The organism is Kordiimonas aquimaris (assembly GCF_025574485.1).
Classification (GTDB): domain Bacteria; phylum Pseudomonadota; class Alphaproteobacteria; order Sphingomonadales; family Kordiimonadaceae; genus Kordiimonas; species Kordiimonas aquimaris.
The window spans coordinates 158,406-178,570 of the sequence record NZ_JAOBPO010000002.1; the positions used below are offsets into that span (position 1 = coordinate 158,406).

Annotated in this window: 20 protein-coding genes; 5 read left to right on the forward strand and 15 right to left on the reverse strand. The window is 50.3% G+C overall.

Going from position 1 to position 20,165, the window contains the following annotated elements:
- Positions 1–6: 6 nt before the first annotated feature.
- From OEU88_RS06465 to OEU88_RS06515, 11 genes are all read right to left on the reverse strand, one after another.
- A complete protein-coding gene (locus OEU88_RS06465) occupies positions 7–1,236 on the reverse strand; it encodes an AAA family ATPase (RefSeq protein WP_262694318.1) in 1,230 nt (409 codons plus the stop codon).
- Between the two features lie 11 nt (positions 1,237–1,247).
- Complete coding sequence (locus OEU88_RS06470; RefSeq protein ID WP_262694319.1) at positions 1,248–1,970, reverse strand: CpaD family pilus assembly protein; 723 nt, start codon at positions 1,968–1,970, stop codon at positions 1,248–1,250.
- Between the two features lie 14 nt (positions 1,971–1,984).
- A complete protein-coding gene (locus tag OEU88_RS06475) occupies positions 1,985–3,466 on the reverse strand; it encodes a type II and III secretion system protein family protein (RefSeq protein ID WP_262694320.1) in 1,482 nt (493 codons plus the stop codon).
- Positions 3,463–4,374 (reverse strand): Flp pilus assembly protein CpaB, encoded by a 912-nt coding sequence (gene cpaB, locus OEU88_RS06480; protein ID WP_262694321.1) that lies wholly within the window; start codon positions 4,372–4,374, stop codon positions 3,463–3,465. The genes OEU88_RS06475 and cpaB overlap by 4 nt, the downstream gene beginning before the upstream one ends.
- A gap of 69 nt (positions 4,375–4,443) precedes the next feature.
- On the reverse strand, positions 4,444–4,923 hold the full coding sequence (locus OEU88_RS06485) for an A24 family peptidase (RefSeq protein WP_262694322.1): 480 nt from the start codon (positions 4,921–4,923) through the stop codon (positions 4,444–4,446).
- Between the two features lie 168 nt (positions 4,924–5,091).
- Complete coding sequence (locus tag OEU88_RS06490) at positions 5,092–5,313, reverse strand: Flp family type IVb pilin (protein WP_262694323.1); 222 nt, start codon at positions 5,311–5,313, stop codon at positions 5,092–5,094.
- 512 nt (positions 5,314–5,825) lie between these two features.
- A complete protein-coding gene (locus tag OEU88_RS06495) occupies positions 5,826–6,899 on the reverse strand; it encodes a calcium-binding protein (protein ID WP_262694324.1) in 1,074 nt (357 codons plus the stop codon).
- 168 nt (positions 6,900–7,067) lie between these two features.
- Positions 7,068–7,706: a protocatechuate 3,4-dioxygenase gene (locus tag OEU88_RS06500; protein ID WP_262694325.1), complete on the reverse strand. Its 639-nt coding sequence runs from the start codon at positions 7,704–7,706 to the stop codon at positions 7,068–7,070.
- A 73-nt stretch (positions 7,707–7,779) separates the two neighbouring features.
- Complete coding sequence (locus tag OEU88_RS06505; protein WP_262694326.1) at positions 7,780–8,373, reverse strand: TadE/TadG family type IV pilus assembly protein; 594 nt, start codon at positions 8,371–8,373, stop codon at positions 7,780–7,782.
- The gene (locus tag OEU88_RS06510) at positions 8,360–8,935 is read right to left on the reverse strand and encodes a TadE/TadG family type IV pilus assembly protein (protein ID WP_262694327.1); all 576 of its coding nucleotides are present in this window, start codon (positions 8,933–8,935) and stop codon (positions 8,360–8,362) included. The genes OEU88_RS06505 and OEU88_RS06510 overlap by 14 nt, the downstream gene beginning before the upstream one ends.
- The gene (locus OEU88_RS06515; protein WP_262694328.1) at positions 8,935–10,467 is read right to left on the reverse strand and encodes a TadE/TadG family type IV pilus assembly protein; all 1,533 of its coding nucleotides are present in this window, start codon (positions 10,465–10,467) and stop codon (positions 8,935–8,937) included. The genes OEU88_RS06510 and OEU88_RS06515 overlap by 1 nt, the downstream gene beginning before the upstream one ends.
- Before the next feature lie 371 nt (positions 10,468–10,838).
- Between OEU88_RS06515 and OEU88_RS06520 the strand changes: the two genes are divergently transcribed.
- On the forward strand, positions 10,839–11,927 hold the full coding sequence (locus tag OEU88_RS06520; protein WP_262694329.1) for an alpha/beta fold hydrolase: 1,089 nt from the start codon (positions 10,839–10,841) through the stop codon (positions 11,925–11,927).
- A 98-nt stretch (positions 11,928–12,025) separates the two neighbouring features.
- Here OEU88_RS06520 and hisN read toward each other — a convergent pair whose 3' ends face one another.
- Positions 12,026–12,799 carry a histidinol-phosphatase gene (gene hisN / locus OEU88_RS06525; protein ID WP_394805241.1) on the reverse strand — a complete coding sequence of 258 codons (774 nt, stop codon included), beginning with the start codon at positions 12,797–12,799 and terminating at the stop codon, positions 12,026–12,028.
- A gap of 175 nt (positions 12,800–12,974) precedes the next feature.
- Here hisN and OEU88_RS06530 point away from each other — a divergent pair, with 175 nt between their 5' ends.
- Together OEU88_RS06530 and OEU88_RS06535 are read left to right on the forward strand one after the other, a co-directional pair.
- The gene (locus OEU88_RS06530) at positions 12,975–14,105 is read left to right on the forward strand and encodes an NAD(P)/FAD-dependent oxidoreductase (protein WP_262694331.1); all 1,131 of its coding nucleotides are present in this window, start codon (positions 12,975–12,977) and stop codon (positions 14,103–14,105) included.
- 194 nt (positions 14,106–14,299) lie between these two features.
- Positions 14,300–14,992 (forward strand): hypothetical protein, encoded by a 693-nt coding sequence (locus OEU88_RS06535; RefSeq protein ID WP_262694332.1) that lies wholly within the window; start codon positions 14,300–14,302, stop codon positions 14,990–14,992.
- Positions 14,993–15,516: 524 nt separating this feature from the next.
- On the opposite strand, the gene OEU88_RS06540 is transcribed toward OEU88_RS06535, so the two are convergent.
- A complete protein-coding gene (locus tag OEU88_RS06540; protein ID WP_262694333.1) occupies positions 15,517–16,716 on the reverse strand; it encodes a DUF6607 family protein in 1,200 nt (399 codons plus the stop codon).
- Between the two features lie 112 nt (positions 16,717–16,828).
- On the opposite strand from OEU88_RS06540, the gene OEU88_RS06545 reads away from it, so the two are divergent.
- Complete coding sequence (locus OEU88_RS06545; RefSeq protein WP_262694334.1) at positions 16,829–18,955, forward strand: TonB-dependent hemoglobin/transferrin/lactoferrin family receptor; 2,127 nt, start codon at positions 16,829–16,831, stop codon at positions 18,953–18,955.
- Between the two features lie 29 nt (positions 18,956–18,984).
- On the forward strand, positions 18,985–19,518 hold the full coding sequence (locus tag OEU88_RS06550) for a cytochrome b (protein WP_262694335.1): 534 nt from the start codon (positions 18,985–18,987) through the stop codon (positions 19,516–19,518).
- Positions 19,519–19,546: 28 nt separating this feature from the next.
- On the opposite strand, the gene OEU88_RS06555 is transcribed toward OEU88_RS06550, so the two are convergent.
- Together OEU88_RS06555 and OEU88_RS06560 are read right to left on the reverse strand one after the other, a co-directional pair.
- Positions 19,547–19,798: a GlsB/YeaQ/YmgE family stress response membrane protein gene (locus tag OEU88_RS06555; protein WP_262694336.1), complete on the reverse strand. Its 252-nt coding sequence runs from the start codon at positions 19,796–19,798 to the stop codon at positions 19,547–19,549.
- Positions 19,799–19,844: 46 nt separating this feature from the next.
- Positions 19,845–20,054 carry a YqaE/Pmp3 family membrane protein gene (locus tag OEU88_RS06560; protein ID WP_262694337.1) on the reverse strand — a complete coding sequence of 70 codons (210 nt, stop codon included), beginning with the start codon at positions 20,052–20,054 and terminating at the stop codon, positions 19,845–19,847.
- Between the last annotated feature and the right edge of the window lie 111 nt (positions 20,055–20,165).

Consider the following 20,165-nt stretch of genomic DNA (forward strand, 5'->3'; position numbering starts at 1 on the left):
TCTAACTTATGATTTGCTCATCAGTTTTTTGAGCCAGCCAGACTTGTGGCTTGCGTCCGGATTTGCCGGTGATATCAGGTTCGCAATATCTTTCAGCGCAGCAGATAATTTTGAATTTGCCGCACTATCGACTACAAGCTTGCCTTGTTGTGCAGCTTGCGCCGTGGCTTTGGCATCAAAAGGAATGTAGCTGCTGATTGTGTGCTCAATTGAGTTTTCAAAATCTTTTTCATTCACTTCCTGACCTGCTGCAGCACCTTTAATCGCCACTATATGCACCTTTGCGGTAGGAGCACTTAGGCGAATGTGGGCAAGCAAGCGGATACAATCGCGTGCAGCGGTTAGAGAGTAATCTGTAACCAGCACAATGTCTTTTGCCGCCTTAAGGGTGTCGGTATGATGACCAAGGACTTGGCGCGGTATATCTACAACAACATTAGTGAAGTTCTCGGCGAGAGATTGGATAAGGTGATGCAGCACACCTTCTGCAGGTTCAGGCATGGAACCAACGGCTGCTTCTGCGCCGAGTATAGACAGGTTGGCATGTGGTTTTACCACGGCTCGCTCAAGAAACAGTCCGTCTACACGTTCAGGGTTATCAAGTGCGTCAGCAAGGCCGCGCCCGGGCTCCATGTCAAATTGCATCGCGGATGTACCAAAATACAGGTCTAGGTCAAGCAATGCCGTAGGCTGATCACGCTCTGCCAGTAACCAGGCAATGTTTGTAACGATGGTGCTTGTGCCTAGCCCGCCGCGCACACCAACAAAAGCAACATTTGTTCCTGTTGTTTCTTCTGCAGGCGTTGTGTTTTCATCCGTTGTGGCAAGCGCAGCTTCAGCGGATGCAATTGCATCTTCCAGTGCATCTGTATTAAGCGGTTTAACAAGATAGTCATGTACACCGGCGGCGATCAGGTCGCGGTAGAGTGTTACATCGTTGATTGTACCGATAGAGAGCACCAGCGTTCCAGCTTCGCATACATCAGCTAGCGCTTGCATGTCTGCCCGGGCATCTTTGCTTTCCGCAAGGTCAACGATCAGAAATTCAGGGCAGGGCATGCCACCCAGCATGCGAACCGCAGCGGCGACACCACCAGCAAAAACCATACTGTTATCCCAACCGCGTGTCTCTACTATGGCATTCAACATTTCACTGGATGTATCATCGCAAATGAAAGCGGCAAAAGGCGCCCGTGTGCTGGGGGCAGCTTCAAGAGATGATGCAAGTGCATTCATGGTTGTTCTCCTTACTGATTACCACTGGGCGGTGTGCGCACTGGTGCAGGGACAGTTGTCGTGGTTGGGCCGCCCGGTAGCCCTTGAACGGACAATGTCATTGTGGGGCCTGTTGGTGTAGGTGACGGCGTATAAATTGCGCTGACCGCGGCAGCTGTTGATGTGCGTCCGTTTGTTCCTGAAATAAGGTCGCGTGGGTTAGCAACCATCAAGCCAAGGTTTGCCATCATCGCGCAGCCATGGTGCGCACTGCTGTTGTTCTTTTGACTGATAGATTGCTCGGCTGACCAATTGCCGCAATTTGGTGGTGTGACGATATAGCGCTCTATATAAAGCGTTATATTGCCGTCTTTGGGAGTTTGGCCGAAAGTACCTGTGCCGCCGTAAACAAGACCTGCTTGTTTCAGGTGGTCTGCGATCGAGTTGATGCGTTCAGGTGCGGTATCTTCGGGTGCATCGATCAGAATAATGTCAGAATGTGCAACATCAACGCTGTTGAGAAACACATTGATGCCCCCCAAAGTGTGTGCCGAAGGTGTCGCAGTACGATCTTCTTCCGGCATAATAGTGTACGGAAGGCGCACCATCTTCACTTCATTGCGCATAATTGTTTCTGAGGGTGTCACGCTTGTTAGTGCTGTGGTTTGGCACGCGCCAAGAGCGCATCCAAGGCCGATAAAAATGGCTGTTTTTCTCAGGTTTCGAGGCGTTATTTTCATGATTGCCGTGTGCATAATCTTATCCTCTTCTAATCAAGTGTGAAGCCAGCGCGGCGTTTTAGGGAAGGCCCTGCTTTTTGGTCCTGGTTCGCAAGGTCGCCTCGGCTGTTTGCTACCCATTTTTTACTGAACAAATAACGTTCCATATCGTTAGGTGCGATGAACCGGTCTGTTGGCAGCGCCATTTGCCTGTCGCTTACCGGGCGCACGATGTAGGGTGTTACAACAATCAGAAGCTCGGTTTCCTCACGGCGAAACTCTTCGGAGCGAAACAGGGCACCAAGGATTGGAATGTCGCCGAGCCCTGGAAACTTGTTGCTATCCTGTACAAGGTTGTTTTGGATCAGCCCTGCAATTGCAAAAGACTGACCGCTACCAAGTTCAACCGTTGTTTCTGCACGGCGGGTGCTGATGGAAGGTACACTGATGCCTTCAACCCGAATGGCACCAGCAGAGGACAAGTCACTCACTTCAGGTTTGATGTGCATAGAAATACTGCCTGTGCTCATCACCGTTGGTGTAAACTCCAGCTTTACACCAAACTCGCGGTATTCAATGCCGAGGCCGTCGCGGCTGGGTACAGGAATTGGGAATTCGCCGCCTGCTAGAAAGTTGGCGCTTTGACCGGTCAGTGCCGTAAGGTTTGGCTCTGCCAATAGTTTGATAAAACCTTCCTGATCAAGCGCGTCAATTGCATAGTTCAAGTCCAGGCCGCCCGTGAAGATTTCACCGATAAGGGAGTTGCCGACATCTGGACGCTCAAACACCTCAATGGGCAGCTGTGTGACGGGGTCCGCAATGATGTTTGAAACATCGCGCCCTTGCGCAATACCAAAGCCAACGTTTGAGCCTGAATAGAAACCTTCCCAGTTAACACCGAGCTGTTTAAGTACGGACCGTTTCACCTCTGCGATGCGAACGCGCAGATTAACCTGAGTGGGTTGCAGCACATTGATGCTGTTCATAACCTTGTCAGTTGCAAGTACTGAATTCGCAAGTTGTTCCGCCATTGCAGCCTCTGCCGGTGAGCCAACATTACCTTCAAGAACGACAAGTTGTCCCATCATGGTGGCACGCAGCGGTGCACCTGGCATAAGCTGATCAAAAGCACCTCTCAGAGCGCTTAGGTTGCGTGTAACAGTGACATTTGATGAGAAAATTGTTCTGTCATCTTTATCAAGCGCATAAAAAGTGGTTTCACCTTGCGCTTTACCGAAGATGTAAATCACCCGGCTTGATTTTACCTGAACGTCGGCAATGTCCGGGTTAGCGATGAACACTTCTGATGCGGGGCGATCAAGCCGAATGAGTGTGCCTTTATTAACCTCGACACTGAGCAAGCCCGCTTTGGGAGCCAGTACTCGTGCACCGTCACGTTGGCCTTCATGAAGCACTGCATGTGTTACAGGCGGTGTGCTTGGTGCTTCTGCGTTGAGGCTGTTGATGCTGGCGACCATTGTCATAACTGTCGCCGCACGGGCTGCTTTTTTAATATGTTTAAAGCGGCTCATTGGTCGTCCCCTATTTCTAGCGTGTTTTTATCTTTTTTGGATGCGTTGCCAGTATCAATGGTGGTCAGTTGATTGCCGCGGCTGATGCGTATTGTTCCTGCTGATGTTTCTGCGTCCATTTCAGGTAGAAACTGGCTTACTTCATGCCCGAGTGTGTGCGTGAGGGTGCGGCTGATTGGCGGGCTATCCGGGTTGGCGTCCAGCGGATCACCGCCTGCATTTGCGAGACTGCGCAAGCTGAGTGAAAGCGAGCCGATGTTTTCCAGCATGGCCACTTTTTCCGCCATCTTAGGCGTCACCTCAAGCGTCGCTGTCTTTGCAATTTGAATTTTGTCGCCTTGCGCAGCGCTGCGCTGATCAACGGCTAGTACGCGCACGTTTTGGAATACAGTTTCCGCGGCTGTGTATTTCTCTGAGCGGGATACCTCTATGGTGTGGGTCAAGATGACGTCAACACGATCACCGGGGAAGATAAAGCCGCCAATACCAGCAACAGGTGACAGCTTCACTGTGGCGGCGCGCATGCCAGGCGACAATACAGCAGCCATAAAGCCACGCTCTCCCTGTGCCACCAACGACGATTTGGTCATTGGCTCACCCAGACTTATCGGCGAGCGGACAACTTTGCCTTCCAGGTCTTTAGGCTTTTGCTGACCGTCAACAAAATAAGCTTCGTTAACGCCTTCTTCGGGCCATGCCTGCCAAATTGTATGATCTGCGGTCAGTATTGTGCCAACAGGTAATTCTTTTGCCGCAACTAGAATGCGTGCAGCGGGCGCTGAAAGCGTGACAGCTTGCACTTGCTGAGATTGGCGTGTGACATCCTCTAGGAAAGAGCGCGTGAAAAATACCACACCGACCACACCAATAAGAGCAACTGTGATTAGGATTAGATTTCTGGGATTCATGCCCTGTCTCCTGACGAATACATTTGTGAAAATTGCCGAAATAGTTCGGTCATTTCACGGGTTACATAGTCAGGCTGACGCTAGTGGAATCTTTTGGAAACATACCCATACACCGCCCGCCATAATGGCAACGCCGTAAGGGACCTTAGGTGGTTCATTTGTTTGAACGATTAACGATTTATGTATCATCATGGCAAAGGCAACTATGCCACCTGCAATAGCCACATAAAACAAGAATGAAAGACTGAAGGCAGGGCCGGCAATCAATGCCACTACTGCCATTAGCTTAACATCACCGCCGCCCATGAGCCTGAGTGCAAAAAGAACGATACAGAACGCAAAGACAATCAAACCTGATAGTGCAGGCCATAGAAATGCGTGCGTAAGTTCATCCCCTGCAATCAAGCGCGATAGCGCTAATATGCCGAACAGGCCAAGGATAATAAGTGGCTGGATGTTGGGTATCCGCCTATCCTTCAGGTCAGTTGCTGCCGCCCACAAAAGGATGCCTGCAACCCCTATATATATGCCTGTTTGAATGTTAATCATTCGTCCACCTGATAGACCACCATGTATTGCGGGTTTATACGCTTTCCGGTGCATAAACCTGCTTGGGTGGTTGGTCGTATTTCCAAAAGAATAGCCGCTGGAAAACAGTGCCCCCAGCGGCTATCTGTGCGTTAGCCTGTTAGTGAAGTTCCGAGGAACTTAGCTAGATTAAGTGCCCGCTGGTGGATCAGCAGGTGCAGCACCGCCGCCAGCAGCTGGTGCGTTAGCGTCTAGTGTGTCAGATACGCCTGTGAACATACCATCGAGTGATGTGCCCAAAACGTTGAGTGACGTGATAAGTGCGATGGCAACAAGTGCAGCGATCAAACCATATTCAATGGCGGTTGCGCCTTCTTCATTGCGTTTTAACGTGTTTATAAACTTAAGCATTTTCTTTCTCCGACTGCCAAGATTGGATGCACAATGATTAGCGCTCGAGTCATAAACAAAAAGTTAACGTAATTTTCTAAAAATCATTTAAAAACAATAAGTTATATTAAATTTTATATATAGTTTAGTTCAAATTTTAAGCGAATTGAGAAGCTGGTTTAAACACTTGGTTTTTCAGCATTGCGTTAATTTTAATGAATTTGGAAACAAGTCGGGAAACTTGAAAATAAATAGATTTTTTTCGGATTTTCCAGGAAATATCACAGATATAGGTGGTCAATGATCGTTTAATTCAGTGGAATGTTAATCGAATCACGGAGGATATCGCGATAATTTTGAAGATAGAGATCATCTAAAGACTCGGTTTTACGGGCTGTTTTAGCTGCAAACCACTGAACGCGAAACGGCACCTCAGGTTAAGGGGGAAAATACCTGAGATGCCGCTTACTTACTTTTCCGGCGTTCGTGCCAAATTCCGGAAAAGATTCTGTAATATGTTTACTTGCTTTTGATCAGTAGATCACATCGGCAACTGACAGATCATCAAGCGTTAATCCTGTCAGGAACAAGTCGTCGACTGAAGTAGTCTCAATCAGCACACCAAACTGGCCGTCGATGATTGTTTCAAACGAGAAGAATAACAGGTCGTTCAGGTTGCCGATCTCGGTAATGTTTTCAAACACGAGCGTGTCATCAAAAATATCGAAGTCGTCGATCGTGTCCTGGCCGTGGCCATCTGCGAAATAAAAGAAATCTTCGCCTGTGCCGCCGATCAGAATGTCATTCCCCGTGCCACCAAAAATGTCATCATCACCGGCATCGCCCCAAACAATGTCATTGCCAGATCCGCCGTATAGGGCGTCTGCGCCTTCTGCTCCGGCAATATCGTCGTTACCAACGCCGCCGTATACAGTGTCGTTGCCGCTACCAGCTGAAACTGTGTCATTGCCAGAGCCGCCACCGATTACATCATCGCCGCTGCCGCCAAAAATCTCGTCATTACCTGATCCGCCCCAGATGTCATCGAAGCCACTACCGCCATCAACAATGTCATTGCCGCTGCCGCCGAACAACAAGTCGTCGCCTGCAAGGCCTGATACATCATCATTGCCTGTGCCGCCGCCAATGGTGTCAGCAAAAAAGCCGCCAAGCGCCAGGTCATTACCTGATCCGCCCCAAATAACATTTTCAGGCAAGTCAGCCGGGAAGATTGCAATGGCAAAGGCCGGGCCTTCAACTTCGCCGAAGTCAAAACGACCATTGTCATTCACGGCACCGTCGTTAAAGCCTGCGCCGATCAGAGTGTCATTGCCTGCACCGCCAAACAGTGTGTCTGCGCCGTCAAAGCTTGTGCCGTCAGGAACAACCGGCGCAAAGAAATTCAGGTCGCCGTAAAAGTCAAAATCAAGGAACTGACCATCATCAAAGCCACCACCAATGATGAAGTCGTCACCGCCGCGACCAGACAAAACATCATTACCGCCACCACCGACCAGAAAGTCGTCAGTATCTGGCGCGCGAAAAATGCTGTCACTGCCAGAGCCGTCAAAAACTGTGCGTCCATCTACTATATTGGTAAAGGTCATATCCTTGTCCTTTTTTCCTCGTGTTCGTCTTGCTGTAGTGCGAATCGTTTCTATTTATGAAGACGAATACACCACAGATCGCCTGAACAGATTATGAACAAGGAAGAAGGGCAAAAGTAAGATGAACAAAAGTTGAGCGTCATCCACAATTGAAAGAAAGCGTAACAATTAAACTTTTGCCAGAACCACATCAAACTTAAATGGGGCGTTGCTGTCTTTTTGCTGAGCTATCAGTGTTGGGCGCATTTTGAGAGGCAGCTCGTTTAAAAGTTGATCAACATCATTTAATGCTTCGCCCTCAAAATACATTTGCGTTGTAATTTCGCGGAAACCACGACGTGATACTTTAAAATGAATGTGGGGAGGCCGCGACCAGTCGTCTGTCACAGGGTATGCGCCTGGTTTTACTGTCTTGAATCTATATCGGCCTTCGCCGTCAGTTTTCATGATAGCCCAGCTTTGGAAGTTAGGGTCAAGCGGTGCCGTGTTGGGATCAGCTTCATGGGCATAACGGCCTGCGGCGTTGGCTTGCCATATATCAACAACTGCGTTGGGGATTGGTCGTCCGTCATCATCGAAAATTTGCCCTTCAACAATGATGGGGGTGCCGATAGCTGTTTCAGTCCTACCAGCAATCTGTGTCAAGTCTGCGTCTTTGTCAGCCTGGGAAGTAATAGGATAAAACGGGCCTTCGGTATGCGGCGGTGTGACAGTTTTTTTGTCACTTGCTTTCGCAACGCCAAGGCTTGCGCCCGTTGCGATGATCGAGCCAAGTATGCCGCGGCGTGAAATGGTTAGCTTGCTCACAATATTATCCCCTTCAGCTGTAAAGCTATCACGGTTGCCAGCGTATTTCTATAATCACGGTAGGGAGCTTACGTCATTCAATCTCTTGCAGGGCACCGATGCGTGGGCGGAAGAATGATGACTTGCGGATCACCTGTTCTGGCAGGAACTGAAAAATAAGCGGCCGGTAGGCATAATATATCTCTGTTGCCAGAATGGTTTCATCATCGCGAAGGGTTAGCCCGTCTGGCAGGTTAGGTGCTTCGCCTTCAATGCCAAACTCGCTGTCTTTATCAAGGGTGCCGCCGCCAGACCGTTGCCAGAACACGCTCGCGGGTGTGTCTTCGTTTTGGCTGATGGCTGACACAATCACCACTGCATCTGCACCCATATCAAACGGCGCCATAATTTGTGGCGCTGCATTGAATATGTCAGCAAGAACGGCACCTGTTATGTTTTCATCGCGCGTGGTCAGGTCTGCAATCGAAACCACTGTGTGCTGTAGTTTCAGATTTACCAGCAAGTAATTACCAACTTCCACAACGCCGGTTAGCATGCCAAGCAACAATGGCAGTGCCAGCCCAATTTCAGCAAGAATGGCGCCGCGCTCATCGCGTTTAAGGCGCCGTATGAAGCATGCGAGCTTGGGTGGCCGCTGCTGCTTCTCTACTTGTTTAAAAGGGTTCATTGCGCACCGCCACTGTTGAGCTGATGTTCATGGCCCGGTGTGCCCAGTCCATGAAACCGGTTAGGCTGTTGGCTGCATAAGACACGCGGTACAATACAATATCGCCTGCGCCGCCAAGGTCCGCGACAGCCATGTCGTCGTCCCATGCGCCGTTGCCGTTCACGTCTGAGTATGGTTCGCCGTCGTCATATTCACCGCTGCCATTGGTGTCGGTAAAAGGTTCGGGTTGTCCGATGTCTGCAAACTGTTGGTACACTAATGTGTCGATTTGTACGGTGCTCATGTCCACGCGGCCAAAAGTTTGTTCCGCGATGATGGCGCGCACCTGATCTTCTCGGGTGGTACCGTCGTCTGTTGAGCCTGTTACCCCAAAACGGGATGCATGCAGCACCGCATTTTCAACAGCTGTGGATACAAAGAAAAAGTTTGCCACTTCAAATACACCCACCATTGCCGTTAGCAGAATGGGCAGGCCAAGAGCAGCCTCTATCATGGCCGCACCGCGCTCATCGTGGCGTAGCCTGCGACGAAGGCGTTTAAATGTTTGTGTAAAGCAGGCCATCAGCGTGACAACCGCAAGTTAGAGAGCTGCCTGCCAATGGTCTCAAATGCTTCTTCCAGCGAAGACGCTGTTGGTGCATGAAAGTAAAAGCTTGGATTGGTGGCGCAGGTACGAAATGCGCTCTGTACATCATCATCTGGTGTGCTGCCAAAAGTGATCGAGTATATGATCACACCGTCATTTTTGGCGTTGGCACACACACGGTCAAAGCGATCATCGAGGTCATCGCGTGCATCCCCGATTGATGTGTGGCCCATATCTACAATTTTGCCGTATGCTGAATAATCCGATCGGCCAAATTCAACTTCATCACTGATAAATTCGTTCTTGCCGTCTGTTAGCACCACAATCACTTTATCCATAAAAGGTGTGGCATAATCAACAGGTGTGCCAAGAGCCGCACCTGCCCAAAGGCCACGCCAGCGCGGACTGAGAACACGCCATCCCCACACCAGACCCATAGGTGTTGCGGTGCCGCCAAAAGACCACGGCGCCATATCATCGATTGCATTCAGTACTTTGGTTTTTTCAGCCACCAACGGCGTGATCTGTTCACCGCACCCGCGGTTGGGGCCACGCGCATTGCTTCTGCTGTTAATTTCGTTGATGGTTATTTTGTCGTCATCTTCATCATCGATCCAGTTGTTGCCGCCGTAACGAAAACGTCCAAGACGCGCAATCCAGGTGCGATCTGTATCTTCCCAGTAGAATGGCTCAAACGGTTCCACAGATGGCGGATCATCGGTTTCGTCTAGCCCATCGGGGCGGGCTTCAATACAGCCCATCCATTCTGTATCCACATAGCCCAAGTCAACCAGTGTTTGCCCTGCTGGTGAAAGCCAGGCATCGTGTGCGCCGCCTACATTCACATGTGTGATGTATGGCACTACGCCGACCCACAGGTTGGTGTTGGTTTCTTCGTCGCCGTAAACAGTGTTGACCAGATTTGTTGCGGCTTCTTTCATGGTGTCGATTTTACCGCTGTGTCTCATGGAGCCAGTGTTGTCCATCACCAGTACCAGTTCCATACCCCGGGTTTCGCGGGTGATCTCGGTGCTAGCGGTAACGGTTATATCGTGTACGCCGAAAATACTCATGAATGTGGCGCCAATGGTGGCTGAAGCCGTTAGGGTGATTTGTTCGTTGTCGTCGCTCACGACCACTGACATGTCAGACGATGAAACAAGCCCGTCAACAGATGCAATGTTAGCATCAAAAAATTCACGAGCGTCACTTTCCAGAAAATCAACATCAAGTGCGTGACCAGCTGCAAGCCCGGCACTGTCCAGTGACTTTTGCAGCACATCTTTCACATAGAACATGCGCGCACCGTCCACTGACAAGCCGGCTGCACCGGTCAACATTATAACACCGCCTGCAACGGCTGGTATCAAACTGCCGCGCTCGTCACTGCACACATCGGTGTAAAGTTTTTGCCACCAGCGCCGCGGATGTTTTGCTGCCTTCTTAGTTATAGTGCCATATTTGTTAAGCGACGTCGTTGTTACTTGATTTTTGTCTAAGTGTTTCATGATTGTTTGCCTGATAGTCAGCCCCAAATTGAGGCGGTTGTTCAGCAACAATGAAGGCACTAAGCGTATATTCGGTAAAGGAAACCAGACAATTTTAGGAAAGATTACGGTTAAATAGTACAGGGTTTATGCTCTGTGAAATAAGCAACATAGTTTTAATTAAATTAGGAACCTTCCGTTACATCTAGTGAATTTAAAACAGCACGTGAGTCTATTGATGTTAAATTTCATGGTTTTTCATTCTTAAGCGGTAGCGAAAATGGATGTAGTTTTATTTATTTTTGCGAGTGCAAATCATATGCAATGGCAGGCTGACTAGGCGAATCACTCGTTTGTTACAAATATGTGACTGTTAAATATGGTTTTTATTCTTGAAACTATTGCCGGGTAATGGCATCGAAGGGTTGGGTGGTCGCATGAGCGTTAGGTTTGTAGAAGCCGTTAAACAGGATTGCATTGTGACCAAAGAGACGTTGCCAACGGCAGAGATGTTGGCGAGAGCGAAACGAGAGCGAAGAGAACCGCCTTCTGATGCGGTCTTTAATTATTTTCCGTCATATGACGGCGAAATGCTACGCTATGCCCGCTTCCCTGCCAGCCGTGTGCTGGAAGCAAAAGGCACTGTTATATTCCTGCCAGGCCGTACAGAATTCATCGAAAAATTTATTGAAGACGTTCATATCTGGAATGACCTTGGCTTTGCCTGTGCTGCAATGGACCTGCGCGGGCAGGGTATGTCATATCGCCCTCATGCTGACCGCGACAGGCATTTTGTGCGCAGTTTCGAACCGCATATTGAAGATGTAAAAACCCTTTTTGAAAAAGCGTTGACCAATAAAATGCCAGCGCCTTTTATCCTTATGGGGCACTCGGCCGGCAGTCATGTTATCTTGCGTGTGATGAAAGAATATCCGCGCCTTGCCAAGGCCGCCATTACAGTTGCACCGATGGTGGATGTATTTACCGGCGGCGTGCCACGTTTTATCCCGAAATGGCTAACCATAGCCATGCGTTATATGGGCTTGGGGGCAAAATATATTCCGGGTCACGGCCCGTTCAAGGATGGGCGCTGGGGCTGGCGGCGCAAACTAACGCATGATGATGACCGCTTCTGCGATGAAGACTTTTTCATAAAGGAAAAAGACCGACGCCTTGCTGTTGGTGGCGCCACCTACAAATGGCTGCGTGAGGCACTGCGCTCTTGTGACAAGTTGCAATCACCAGGTTACCCTGAAGCCATTCAGGCGCCTGTGCTTATTTTGCAGGCTGGTGAGGACGCAATTGTTGATAATGATGCCCAAACCAAATTTGCTGAACGATTACCAAATGGCAAGCTCGTTGTGATTGAAGGCGCTATGCACGAAATTCTGAAGGAAACAGATGAACACCGTGCCGAGGTTTGGAAAGCAATTGGCGAATTTATCGATCTGGAAAATGGCCCTGATTTTTCGGCTATCTAGCTTTTTGGCTATCTAATACTTGTGCAAAAAATGGCGACTGACTTTTGCGTGTAGCTGTGCCTGCCGCCTTATGTTCAGTTGCTTGCATTATGCCAACGCTATGCTAGCCGCCGGGTCACCTCAAGCATTTGTTTGGCCACGCGGCTGTCACCGGCTGCAATCAATCGTCCGTCAGCGCCGGGTGCGTCGCCATTCCAGTTAACGGCAACACCGCCTGCGCCGCGCACCACCGGAATAAGCGCCATCATATCGTATGGTTGCAGGCCTGCCTCGATAACAGCATCCATGTGACCGGCAGCGACAATGCCGTAGGCGTAACAATCCATGCCATAGCGAACAAGGCGAGACTGTCCCAGAATATCATCAAACAAGGGGCGCTCATTTGCGTTAAACAGGTCTGCATCGGTTGTGGAGATGGTCGCGTTGTTCAGGCCTTCGCATGCCCGTGTGGATATCGGTTCACCGTTCAGTGTGGCACCCGTTGTCCAGCCCAGATAACGCTCTTTCAAATAAGGCTGGTCAATCACACCAATGACAGGCACTCCGTCGTATTTCAACGCTATGAGCGTGCCCCATGTTGGCAGGCCTGAAATAAAGGCGCGGGTGCCGTCGATGGGGTCCAGCACCCATTCAAACAGGCTATCGGTTTTCTTGACGCCAAATTCCTCGCCAACAATGTTGTGCTCTGGGTAGTGGGTGTCGATTAATGCGCGGATCGCTTCTTCAGCGCCGCGGTCTGCAACCGTCACCGGATCAAACCAGTCAGGGTTGCCTTTGTCTTCAACAGCCACTTTCTTGCGGAAATGCAGCAAGGAAACCTTCTCTGCCGCATCTGCCAGCTGGCATGCAAACGCCTTTAGTTCTTCAATCATTTGATCATCAAGTTGTTTGGTCACGCCGCGCCCCATAATTTATTGCCCATTTATCGCCGGTTACCCACAACCGGCAGCAAACAACAATGCTTGCAAATACGACTTTGTTAGACCACAAGAACCACGGTAAGATCAATGCCCATGATCACTGGTTTTATGAGTGTGCGGAGTATCTATGAAAACTGTTGATTTTCTTATCGTTGGTGCAGGCATTGCAGGTGCCGGCATGGCATATCGGCTGGCAGGGCATGGCCGTGTGCTGCTTGTGGATATGGAAGCGCAGGCCGGATATCACACAACGGGGCGCTCTGCTGCATTTTACGCTGAAACATACGGCGGCCCGCGTGTGCAGCCCTTAACTACGGCTTCAAAAGACTTCCTGCATAACCCACCACTTGGTTTTTCGGATGTGCCGCTCATTACCAAACTGGGTGCCTTGCACATTTTTGATGAAGCACGAAAACAGCGGGCTATTGAACAGTTCGAGCAAACGAAGAAGATACTGCCGCACGTGACACTCCTGAGTGAGGCCGCGCTCATACAGGCCGTGCCGCAGCTTGCGGGTGGTCCGTTCATCGGCGGCATTTCTGATAGCGAATGCGGTAATCTGGATGTTGCAGCCTTGCATCAGGGTTATTTGCGCGCGGCCAAAAAAATGGGCGCAGAAGTGACGCTGGAAGCAGGCCTTGAACATGCCATTTATGAAGATGGTACGTGGAATGTGGTCTTGCGAGGGTGCACCGTGCGGGCAAAGGTTATTGTGAACTGTGCAGGTGCGTGGGCTGATGCGGTGGCAAAATGTGCAGGCGTTAAGCCACTCGGTTTCAAGCCGATGCGCCGCACGCTTGTTACTATATCAAACCCCACAGGACTTGTTTTTGATAAAAACCTGCCTGTTGTACTTGACCTTGATGAGGCATTTTACTTCAAACCCGAGGGTGATGGCTATCTGGTTTCTCCGGCAGACGAAACACCAAGCCCTGCGTGTGACACACAGCCAGAGAACGAAGATGTGGCCATTGCGGTTGATCATTTTGAGCGCACGACAGGCGCCAGTGTACGGGGTGTTGATGCCAAATGGGCAGGTCTGCGCACCTTCGCAGCCGACCGGTTGCCTGTTATCGGCTTTGATGCGAATCAGGACGGCTTTTTCTGGAATGCAGGCCAAGGCGGTTACGGCATTCAAACATCACCGGCGTGGTCACGCTTTGCTGCCAGCCTGATTTTGGGCCACGGTGTGCCGGATGATGTCGCGCGCATGGACGCCCAAACGCAGTGGTACAGCCCGTCTCGCTTCAGTCAGTAAGCGATGAGCGCTGTCATAGTGCGTGATATTTTTGTCGCAGGTTGTGTAAGGCAATGTTTTGTAAAGAAATTGACTTTATTGTTTCTTTGACAATGGCTCATATTTTTGAGATAAATTAGGCAATTGAATTTTCGATTCTTTCGGGTGGTCGGCGTGATGGTACGCCAAGCGAGAGAATGATAAGGAGTTTAACGATGCGTATAGCAATTATTGCAGCAGCTTTTGGTATGGCACTGGGTGCCCCGTTGTTGATGCCTACATCCTTAATGAGCGCGGCAACAGCGCAGTTCCTAGAAAGCCTTGAGGCGCAGTTGATAGCAGCTGCAAACGATCCGGCCGCCTTGCAAACTATTATTGATAACGAGATGGCTTCAGGCAATACGGACGGCTTAGCGATTGCGCTTTCAAAAGCTGCGGCTACTGTTTCGGCAAGTGATACAGCTGGTGCTGCAGCGCTGGTTACTCAGGCTGTAACGGTTGCAAGCGGTGCAAGCGCTGCAACTCAAGCAACTGTTGGTGGTGTTGCCAGTGCGGTTGCAACAACTGCTGCTGAAGGCGGTGATACTGCTTCTGCGGCGGCTGTGGAAACTGCGGTTGCATCGTCTGGTGGTGCTGCGGCACAGTCTTACTCTGATGCTGGCGGTTCACAAGGTTCGAACGTTCAAACGTCAACAGCGGTTGTGGTAGCACAGTCAACACCAACACCGCCAGCTGCACCACCAATACCTGTTAATGTTCCTGGTGCTCCAGTAGCACCTGTTGTTGTGACTGGTGATACGCCTCCTCCTCCTCCGCCAAATGTGCCTGTTGTCCCGACTATTCCGGAGCCAAACCCAGCGCAGATTGTACCGATTGAGGTTATCGTGAGCCCGGGCAGCCCAACCTAGGACGAGCAAGCTAGTTTAACAGGCTAGGCTTTTAAGAATTTAAAACGGTGTGAACTTCGGTTCGCGCCGTTTTCTTTTGTGGTGCTGATAATTTCAACACTGTGCCATAAGGTAATGCCCGTGTCGTAGGGCGAGGGGTGTGCCAACCGTCTGATCAAGGCAATACATCAGAGCTTGGGGCGATTAATTTTTTATGCGCAATTGCGTTTGTCCCAGTCATTTTGTATTTGCAGGCGCTTCAGCAGCTTACCGTAATGATTGGTTTGGTTCCTTGAGCCTTTACCACAAGTGTGCGCGGTTAAATCATGTGTTGATAACCGCGTGCTATAAGTCACAAGGTCAAAGGTTGTTGTTAAACAGTTCTTGTCGGCGCGGCGTAACCTGCAATCATAATTAACCGCTATAGCTGGCGTAACAGGGCATTAGCTCACCGGAAAATGGTACCCATAAAATATCGACGCGAAGCAATAAGCCCGCGCCGTTTGTGTTTGTTTGCAGCTGCGTGCAAAAATGTGTGTGCGCAGTTACTCGCCGGTGTCTTGGCTGTCTGCAACACTCAAGCGCACATGCACGGGGGCAAGGTCTGTCTCCGTATAGGTCTTGATGATATCAAGTGCATCTTTGATACCGTCGCGTTCGCTCATGCTGCCATCTGCCACTGCGGATGCTACGCCCAGAATTTGCATATAAACCTTTTCAGGCTCGCCTTGCACCGTCAGGCCAAATGCATCTGTGCCTGTTTCCAGCCGTGTCCATTCAGCGCGGATGGCCTGCCAAAAGCCTTTGGTTTTGTCCCAGTATTCAAGGGCGGCGGTGGCATCAACGCTGTTGGTGCGCACGTATGTGTTAACGCCCACTTCGCGCACCAATATTTGCGGGTTTGCACCGTCCAGTATCAGTTTGGTGTTGTCCTGTTCGTGCACCCAGCCGTTTGGTGTAATCGCATGGCGGTTAACGGCTTCAATGGCGTGATAGTCGCTGCGCTTTGTTGCGTCGCGGCGGGGAAGAGGGCGCCATGCTTTGTGGCCTGCCCATTCTGGTGCACCGCTCGTGTACTCCCAAATGCCAAGGGCTGCATAGCGCGGGCCGTCATCTACCTGATAAACAAACTGTGCCCATTGGCCTTTGGTGTCGGCAGGGTTAAGTGCCACAACATCCCAACCGTTTGCACCGATAAAGCGCGTGATTGATGTTGGTTCGTACGACCAGTCTTGCCGCCAATGCTTGATCGGGGTGTTTCTCTCTTTGCCTACCAGCAGAATGTGTTGAAGGCTGATAAAATCACCGCGGTCTTCGATAACACGTACAATTTCGGTTGCGCCGGTTACGTAGGGGTCTTTTGGCGTATAGCCTTGCTGGAAAGACACTGTTTCGCGGAAATCAAACGTCACGTCAAAGTCACCCACCATCGCAAGAATAGCCTGCCGGTCTCTTTTTATAGCGGCTTGTTCTATACTGGCTTGCTCTATAGTGCTGGCTGTTTTTGCCTGCGGTGCAGACGTGGCTACCAAGCCGCCGCTGTTCTGGGATGTTGCGCCGCACGCTGTCATACCAAATGCAATGGCAGTTATGCCGATTGCCCGTTTGACTGTTTGCATCAACGTATGTGGTTTTGCGCGTGTTGTTGCTTCACCTGCTGCTTGCCTTGCTCGTCCTGTCGTTTGGTCTGTCGCCTGATCAGCCGTCTGTGCCCACGCCCGATTTACTGTGTTCCCTAGTGTCATTTCCTCATCCTTAAAATAATAATGATTCTAACTTGCATTATCAAAAACATGTTGTTAGAGGTCTTTTAATGTAAATGCGAATCATTCGCAACAATAAATAAGGCTCAGGAACATGAATTTTCACAATGCGATTAAAACACGCAGTACAGCAGCAAAAGTCTCGTGCTTGGTTGGCATGTCTTTGTCTGCATCGGCTTTAGCAGCTACACATGCGCTTGCAGAAGAGGCAGCCGATTATGACGGCACAGAGATTGAAGAGATCAGCGTAACAGCAACGCGCGGTGAATCTGATGTTTTCACTTTCCCGGGTGCGGTTAGTGTTATTTCCAAGGACGAGATTGACGCACGCATTGCTGCCAGCATCTCCGAGATTTTCGCATCCACACCGGGCGTGCAGTTTGACGGCGGCCCACGACGCACGGGTGAAACACCAGCGCTACGCGGTATTTCCGGCGAAGGCGTGCTGGTGCTGTTTGACGGTGTGCGCCAGAATTTCCTGTCTGGTCATGATGGCCGCTTTTTCATTGAGCCAGATCTGCTGCGCTCTGCTGAAGTGGTGCGTGGCCCGGGTTCTGCCCTTTATGGCTCCAGTGCCATCGGTGGTGTGATCGCTTTTGAGACAGTGGATGCACGCGACCTGCTCGGTGAAGACAATCAATTTGGTTACCGTGTTAAAGGCGGTTTTCAGGGTGCAAACGACGAATGGTTATACGGCGGGACAGTATTTGGTCAGTCTGCTGACGGTGCTTACAGTGGCCTTGCCAGCTTGAGCTTCAGGGATTCTAGCGACATTAATCTGGCGCGCGGCGCTGACCTGCAGGGCGACGACGAGATTGCATCAGGTCTTGTTAAGTTTTCGGCACAGGTCAGCGATGACCTCAAGCTCGATTTCTCGTGGCTGAAGTTTAACAACGACGCGCGTGAGCCAAACAACGGCCAAGGCATTTCAACCGGTGATCTGGTTGACAAGGATATCCGCAGCGAAACATGGCGCGGCGGCCTGACCTATAACCCTGACAGTGACCTGATTGATCTGGGCATTGTGGCATACACAACACGCGCGCGCGTTGATGAAGCCGAACTGGACACCACACGTGAAATTTCACGCCGTGTAAAAACATATGGCTTTGTTGCCGATAACCGTTCCAAATTCGCTTTGGGCGGTGATGCCAGTGTTACTTTCACATACGGCGGTGAATATTACCGTGATGAACAGGTTGGTCTTGATAATACAACGGCAGACGGCACACGCGGCGGCGTACCTGATGCAACGTCTGAAACATTTGGTGCTTTCATTCAGGCCGACTTTGCCATTCCAACGGCCATTGGTGGTTTCCGGATTATTCCGGCAGTGCGCTATGATGATTTCGACAACACATCAGACCGCGACGCCAGCTTGAACTCCAGCGATGGTGCAACGTCTCCTAAAATCGGCATATCTTACACACCTACCGATTGGCTCTTGTTGTTTGGTAATTATTCCGAGGCCTTTCGCGCACCGTCATTCAACGAGATATTCGCTGATAACCTGCATTTTGTTATTCCTGCGGGGCCGGGTGTGTTTGCGCCTAATTTCTTTGTGCCAAACCTTGATTTGCAATCCGAACGGGCCAAAGCGTTTGAGTTTGGTGCAGGCCTGACATTTGAAGATGTTGCTACTGATGGTGACAAGTTGGTTATCAAAGGTAGCTACTACGACAATGACGTGACGAACCTGATTGACCTTGAGGTGAATGTGGAATTTTCGCCGTCATGCTTTGCGCCCATTCCGGGCGTGTGTACATCAGGCACCAGCCGCAATGTGAACACAGCAAGTGCCGAAATCACAGGTTTCGAGATCGAAGGGCAATATAGCAGCGACTATTTGTATCTGTCTGCCGCTTACGCAACCATTGACGGCACCGACCAAGACACGGGTGATTTTGTCGGTATCCTGACACCAAACCGGTTGAACCTTGTTGGTGAAGTGAAGATGCCGGCACAAAGCCTGCGTGTTGGTGCGCGTGCCGAGTTTTCTGGCGCGCTGACAAAGGTGAATGATCCAGCAAACGAGCGCCGCGCCTACGAGACAGTTGATACATACCTTGTGTGGCAGCCAACCGAAGGGCCGCTGCAAGGCTTGCGGGTTGATATGGGCGTGAATAACATCTTTAACGCCAATGCAGAGCGTGTGTTTGCAGGTGTGCCGGGTGTTAACAGAAACTTCCGTACAACTGTGTCCTGGACATCTAGTTTCTAGAATCACATGCGAAACCGTAGGAGGTAACGATGGCAATTAGTAATACTGAAAGTGAATATGGCTGGCTTGCAAAAGCCATGCATTGGATCATGGCAGTATTACTGATCGGGCTGGTGGCCTTTGGGCTTTACATGAGCGACATGCCGCGCGGTGACGAAAAAAGTGCATTAATCAGACTGCATGCATCAGCAGGGGTGTTGGCGGTGCTGCTGTTGGCAGTTCGGTTTGGTTGGCGGATGTTCAACACAGCGCCCAGGGCCTTTAGCGAAAACAAGACACAAGCGCGGCTCGCACACATTGTTCATATGGGTTTCTATGTATTTGTTGCCACGCAAGTGATAACCGGCAGTATGTCGTTGATGACAGTTGGCTGGGATGTGCCTTTCTTTGACTTGTTCTCGATCCCGACACCGTTTGAGCGAGATATACCGCGCCACCAGTTCTGGGAAGGGCTGCATGTTGCTAGCTGGTACATGCTGGCAGTTTTGTTCCTGTTGCATATTGGCGGGGTGGTTTATCACCAGATTGTTAAAAAGCGCTCGGTTCTCAAGCGTATGCTCTAGCAAGCATTGTGCATGCTAGAGAACGGTTTTAATCATCATCGCGGCCACCATGCTTTTTCTTGCCAAAGAAATACACAAGAACTACCGAGCCTACGGTTGCGGAGATCAAGTCACCAATGAGGTTGTGAGGGCCAAGGCCGAGTGCGCCGAATGCCAGATCACCGAGCACACCGCCCAATACACCAAGTACAATGTTGCCAAGTGCACCGTAACCGCGACCGCGCAAGATATGTCCCGCGAAATAGCCTGCTGCGGCACCAATAAGAATTGCACCAATCATAATATAGTCTCCATGCTGTCTTTATGTGCGTCTAACTAGAGCCGAATCAACGATACCGGCTGTAACGGCGGCCATAATCCATGTCACGGCGCAGTTCCTCGTTGCGGTATTGGCTCAAGGAATAAACGGCCCAAATTGCGGCCACGGGCCAGCCGATTACTGTTAGCCATAAAAACGCACAGAATATCCCCTGAAAAGGGCGGTTAATTGTAAAGAAAACTATGGGTGGTAAAAAAATCGCCATTAATAGGCGCATTTGCTCCTCCTGATCGCTCGCTGTTAATTCATTATTTATTTTCTTTATATAAATCACATAAGAACGAAGTGGGGCGATTCAAGAGTAAATTAGCGTTCGATTGTTACGTAA

What these genes read in the sequence shown, in the direction of transcription:
- OEU88_RS06465 (WP_262694318.1), bottom strand. Translation starts at nt 1,236, where the DNA reads ATGAATGCACTTGCATCATCTCTTGAAGCTGCCCCCAGCACACGGGCG.
- OEU88_RS06470 (WP_262694319.1), bottom strand. Translation starts at nt 1,970, where the DNA reads ATGCACACGGCAATCATGAAAATAACGCCTCGAAACCTGAGAAAAACA.
- OEU88_RS06475 (WP_262694320.1), bottom strand. Translation starts at nt 3,466, where the DNA reads ATGAGCCGCTTTAAACATATTAAAAAAGCAGCCCGTGCGGCGACAGTT.
- cpaB (WP_262694321.1), bottom strand. Translation starts at nt 4,374, where the DNA reads ATGAATCCCAGAAATCTAATCCTAATCACAGTTGCTCTTATTGGTGTG.
- OEU88_RS06485 (WP_262694322.1), bottom strand. Translation starts at nt 4,923, where the DNA reads ATGATTAACATTCAAACAGGCATATATATAGGGGTTGCAGGCATCCTT.
- OEU88_RS06490 (WP_262694323.1), bottom strand. Translation starts at nt 5,313, where the DNA reads ATGCTTAAGTTTATAAACACGTTAAAACGCAATGAAGAAGGCGCAACC.
- OEU88_RS06495 (WP_262694324.1), bottom strand. Translation starts at nt 6,899, where the DNA reads ATGACCTTTACCAATATAGTAGATGGACGCACAGTTTTTGACGGCTCT.
- OEU88_RS06505 (WP_262694326.1), bottom strand. Translation starts at nt 8,373, where the DNA reads ATGAACCCTTTTAAACAAGTAGAGAAGCAGCAGCGGCCACCCAAGCTC.
- OEU88_RS06510 (WP_262694327.1), bottom strand. Translation starts at nt 8,935, where the DNA reads ATGGCCTGCTTTACACAAACATTTAAACGCCTTCGTCGCAGGCTACGC.
- OEU88_RS06515 (WP_262694328.1), bottom strand. Translation starts at nt 10,467, where the DNA reads ATGAAACACTTAGACAAAAATCAAGTAACAACGACGTCGCTTAACAAA.
- hisN (WP_394805241.1), bottom strand. Translation starts at nt 12,799, where the DNA reads ATGATTGAAGAACTAAAGGCGTTTGCATGCCAGCTGGCAGATGCGGCA.
- OEU88_RS06530 (WP_262694331.1), top strand. Translation starts at nt 12,975, where the DNA reads ATGAAAACTGTTGATTTTCTTATCGTTGGTGCAGGCATTGCAGGTGCC.
- OEU88_RS06535 (WP_262694332.1), top strand. Translation starts at nt 14,300, where the DNA reads ATGCGTATAGCAATTATTGCAGCAGCTTTTGGTATGGCACTGGGTGCC.
- OEU88_RS06540 (WP_262694333.1), bottom strand. Translation starts at nt 16,716, where the DNA reads ATGACACTAGGGAACACAGTAAATCGGGCGTGGGCACAGACGGCTGAT.
- OEU88_RS06545 (WP_262694334.1), top strand. Translation starts at nt 16,829, where the DNA reads ATGAATTTTCACAATGCGATTAAAACACGCAGTACAGCAGCAAAAGTC.
- OEU88_RS06550 (WP_262694335.1), top strand. Translation starts at nt 18,985, where the DNA reads ATGGCAATTAGTAATACTGAAAGTGAATATGGCTGGCTTGCAAAAGCC.
- OEU88_RS06555 (WP_262694336.1), bottom strand. Translation starts at nt 19,798, where the DNA reads ATGATTGGTGCAATTCTTATTGGTGCCGCAGCAGGCTATTTCGCGGGA.
- OEU88_RS06560 (WP_262694337.1), bottom strand. Translation starts at nt 20,054, where the DNA reads ATGCGCCTATTAATGGCGATTTTTTTACCACCCATAGTTTTCTTTACA.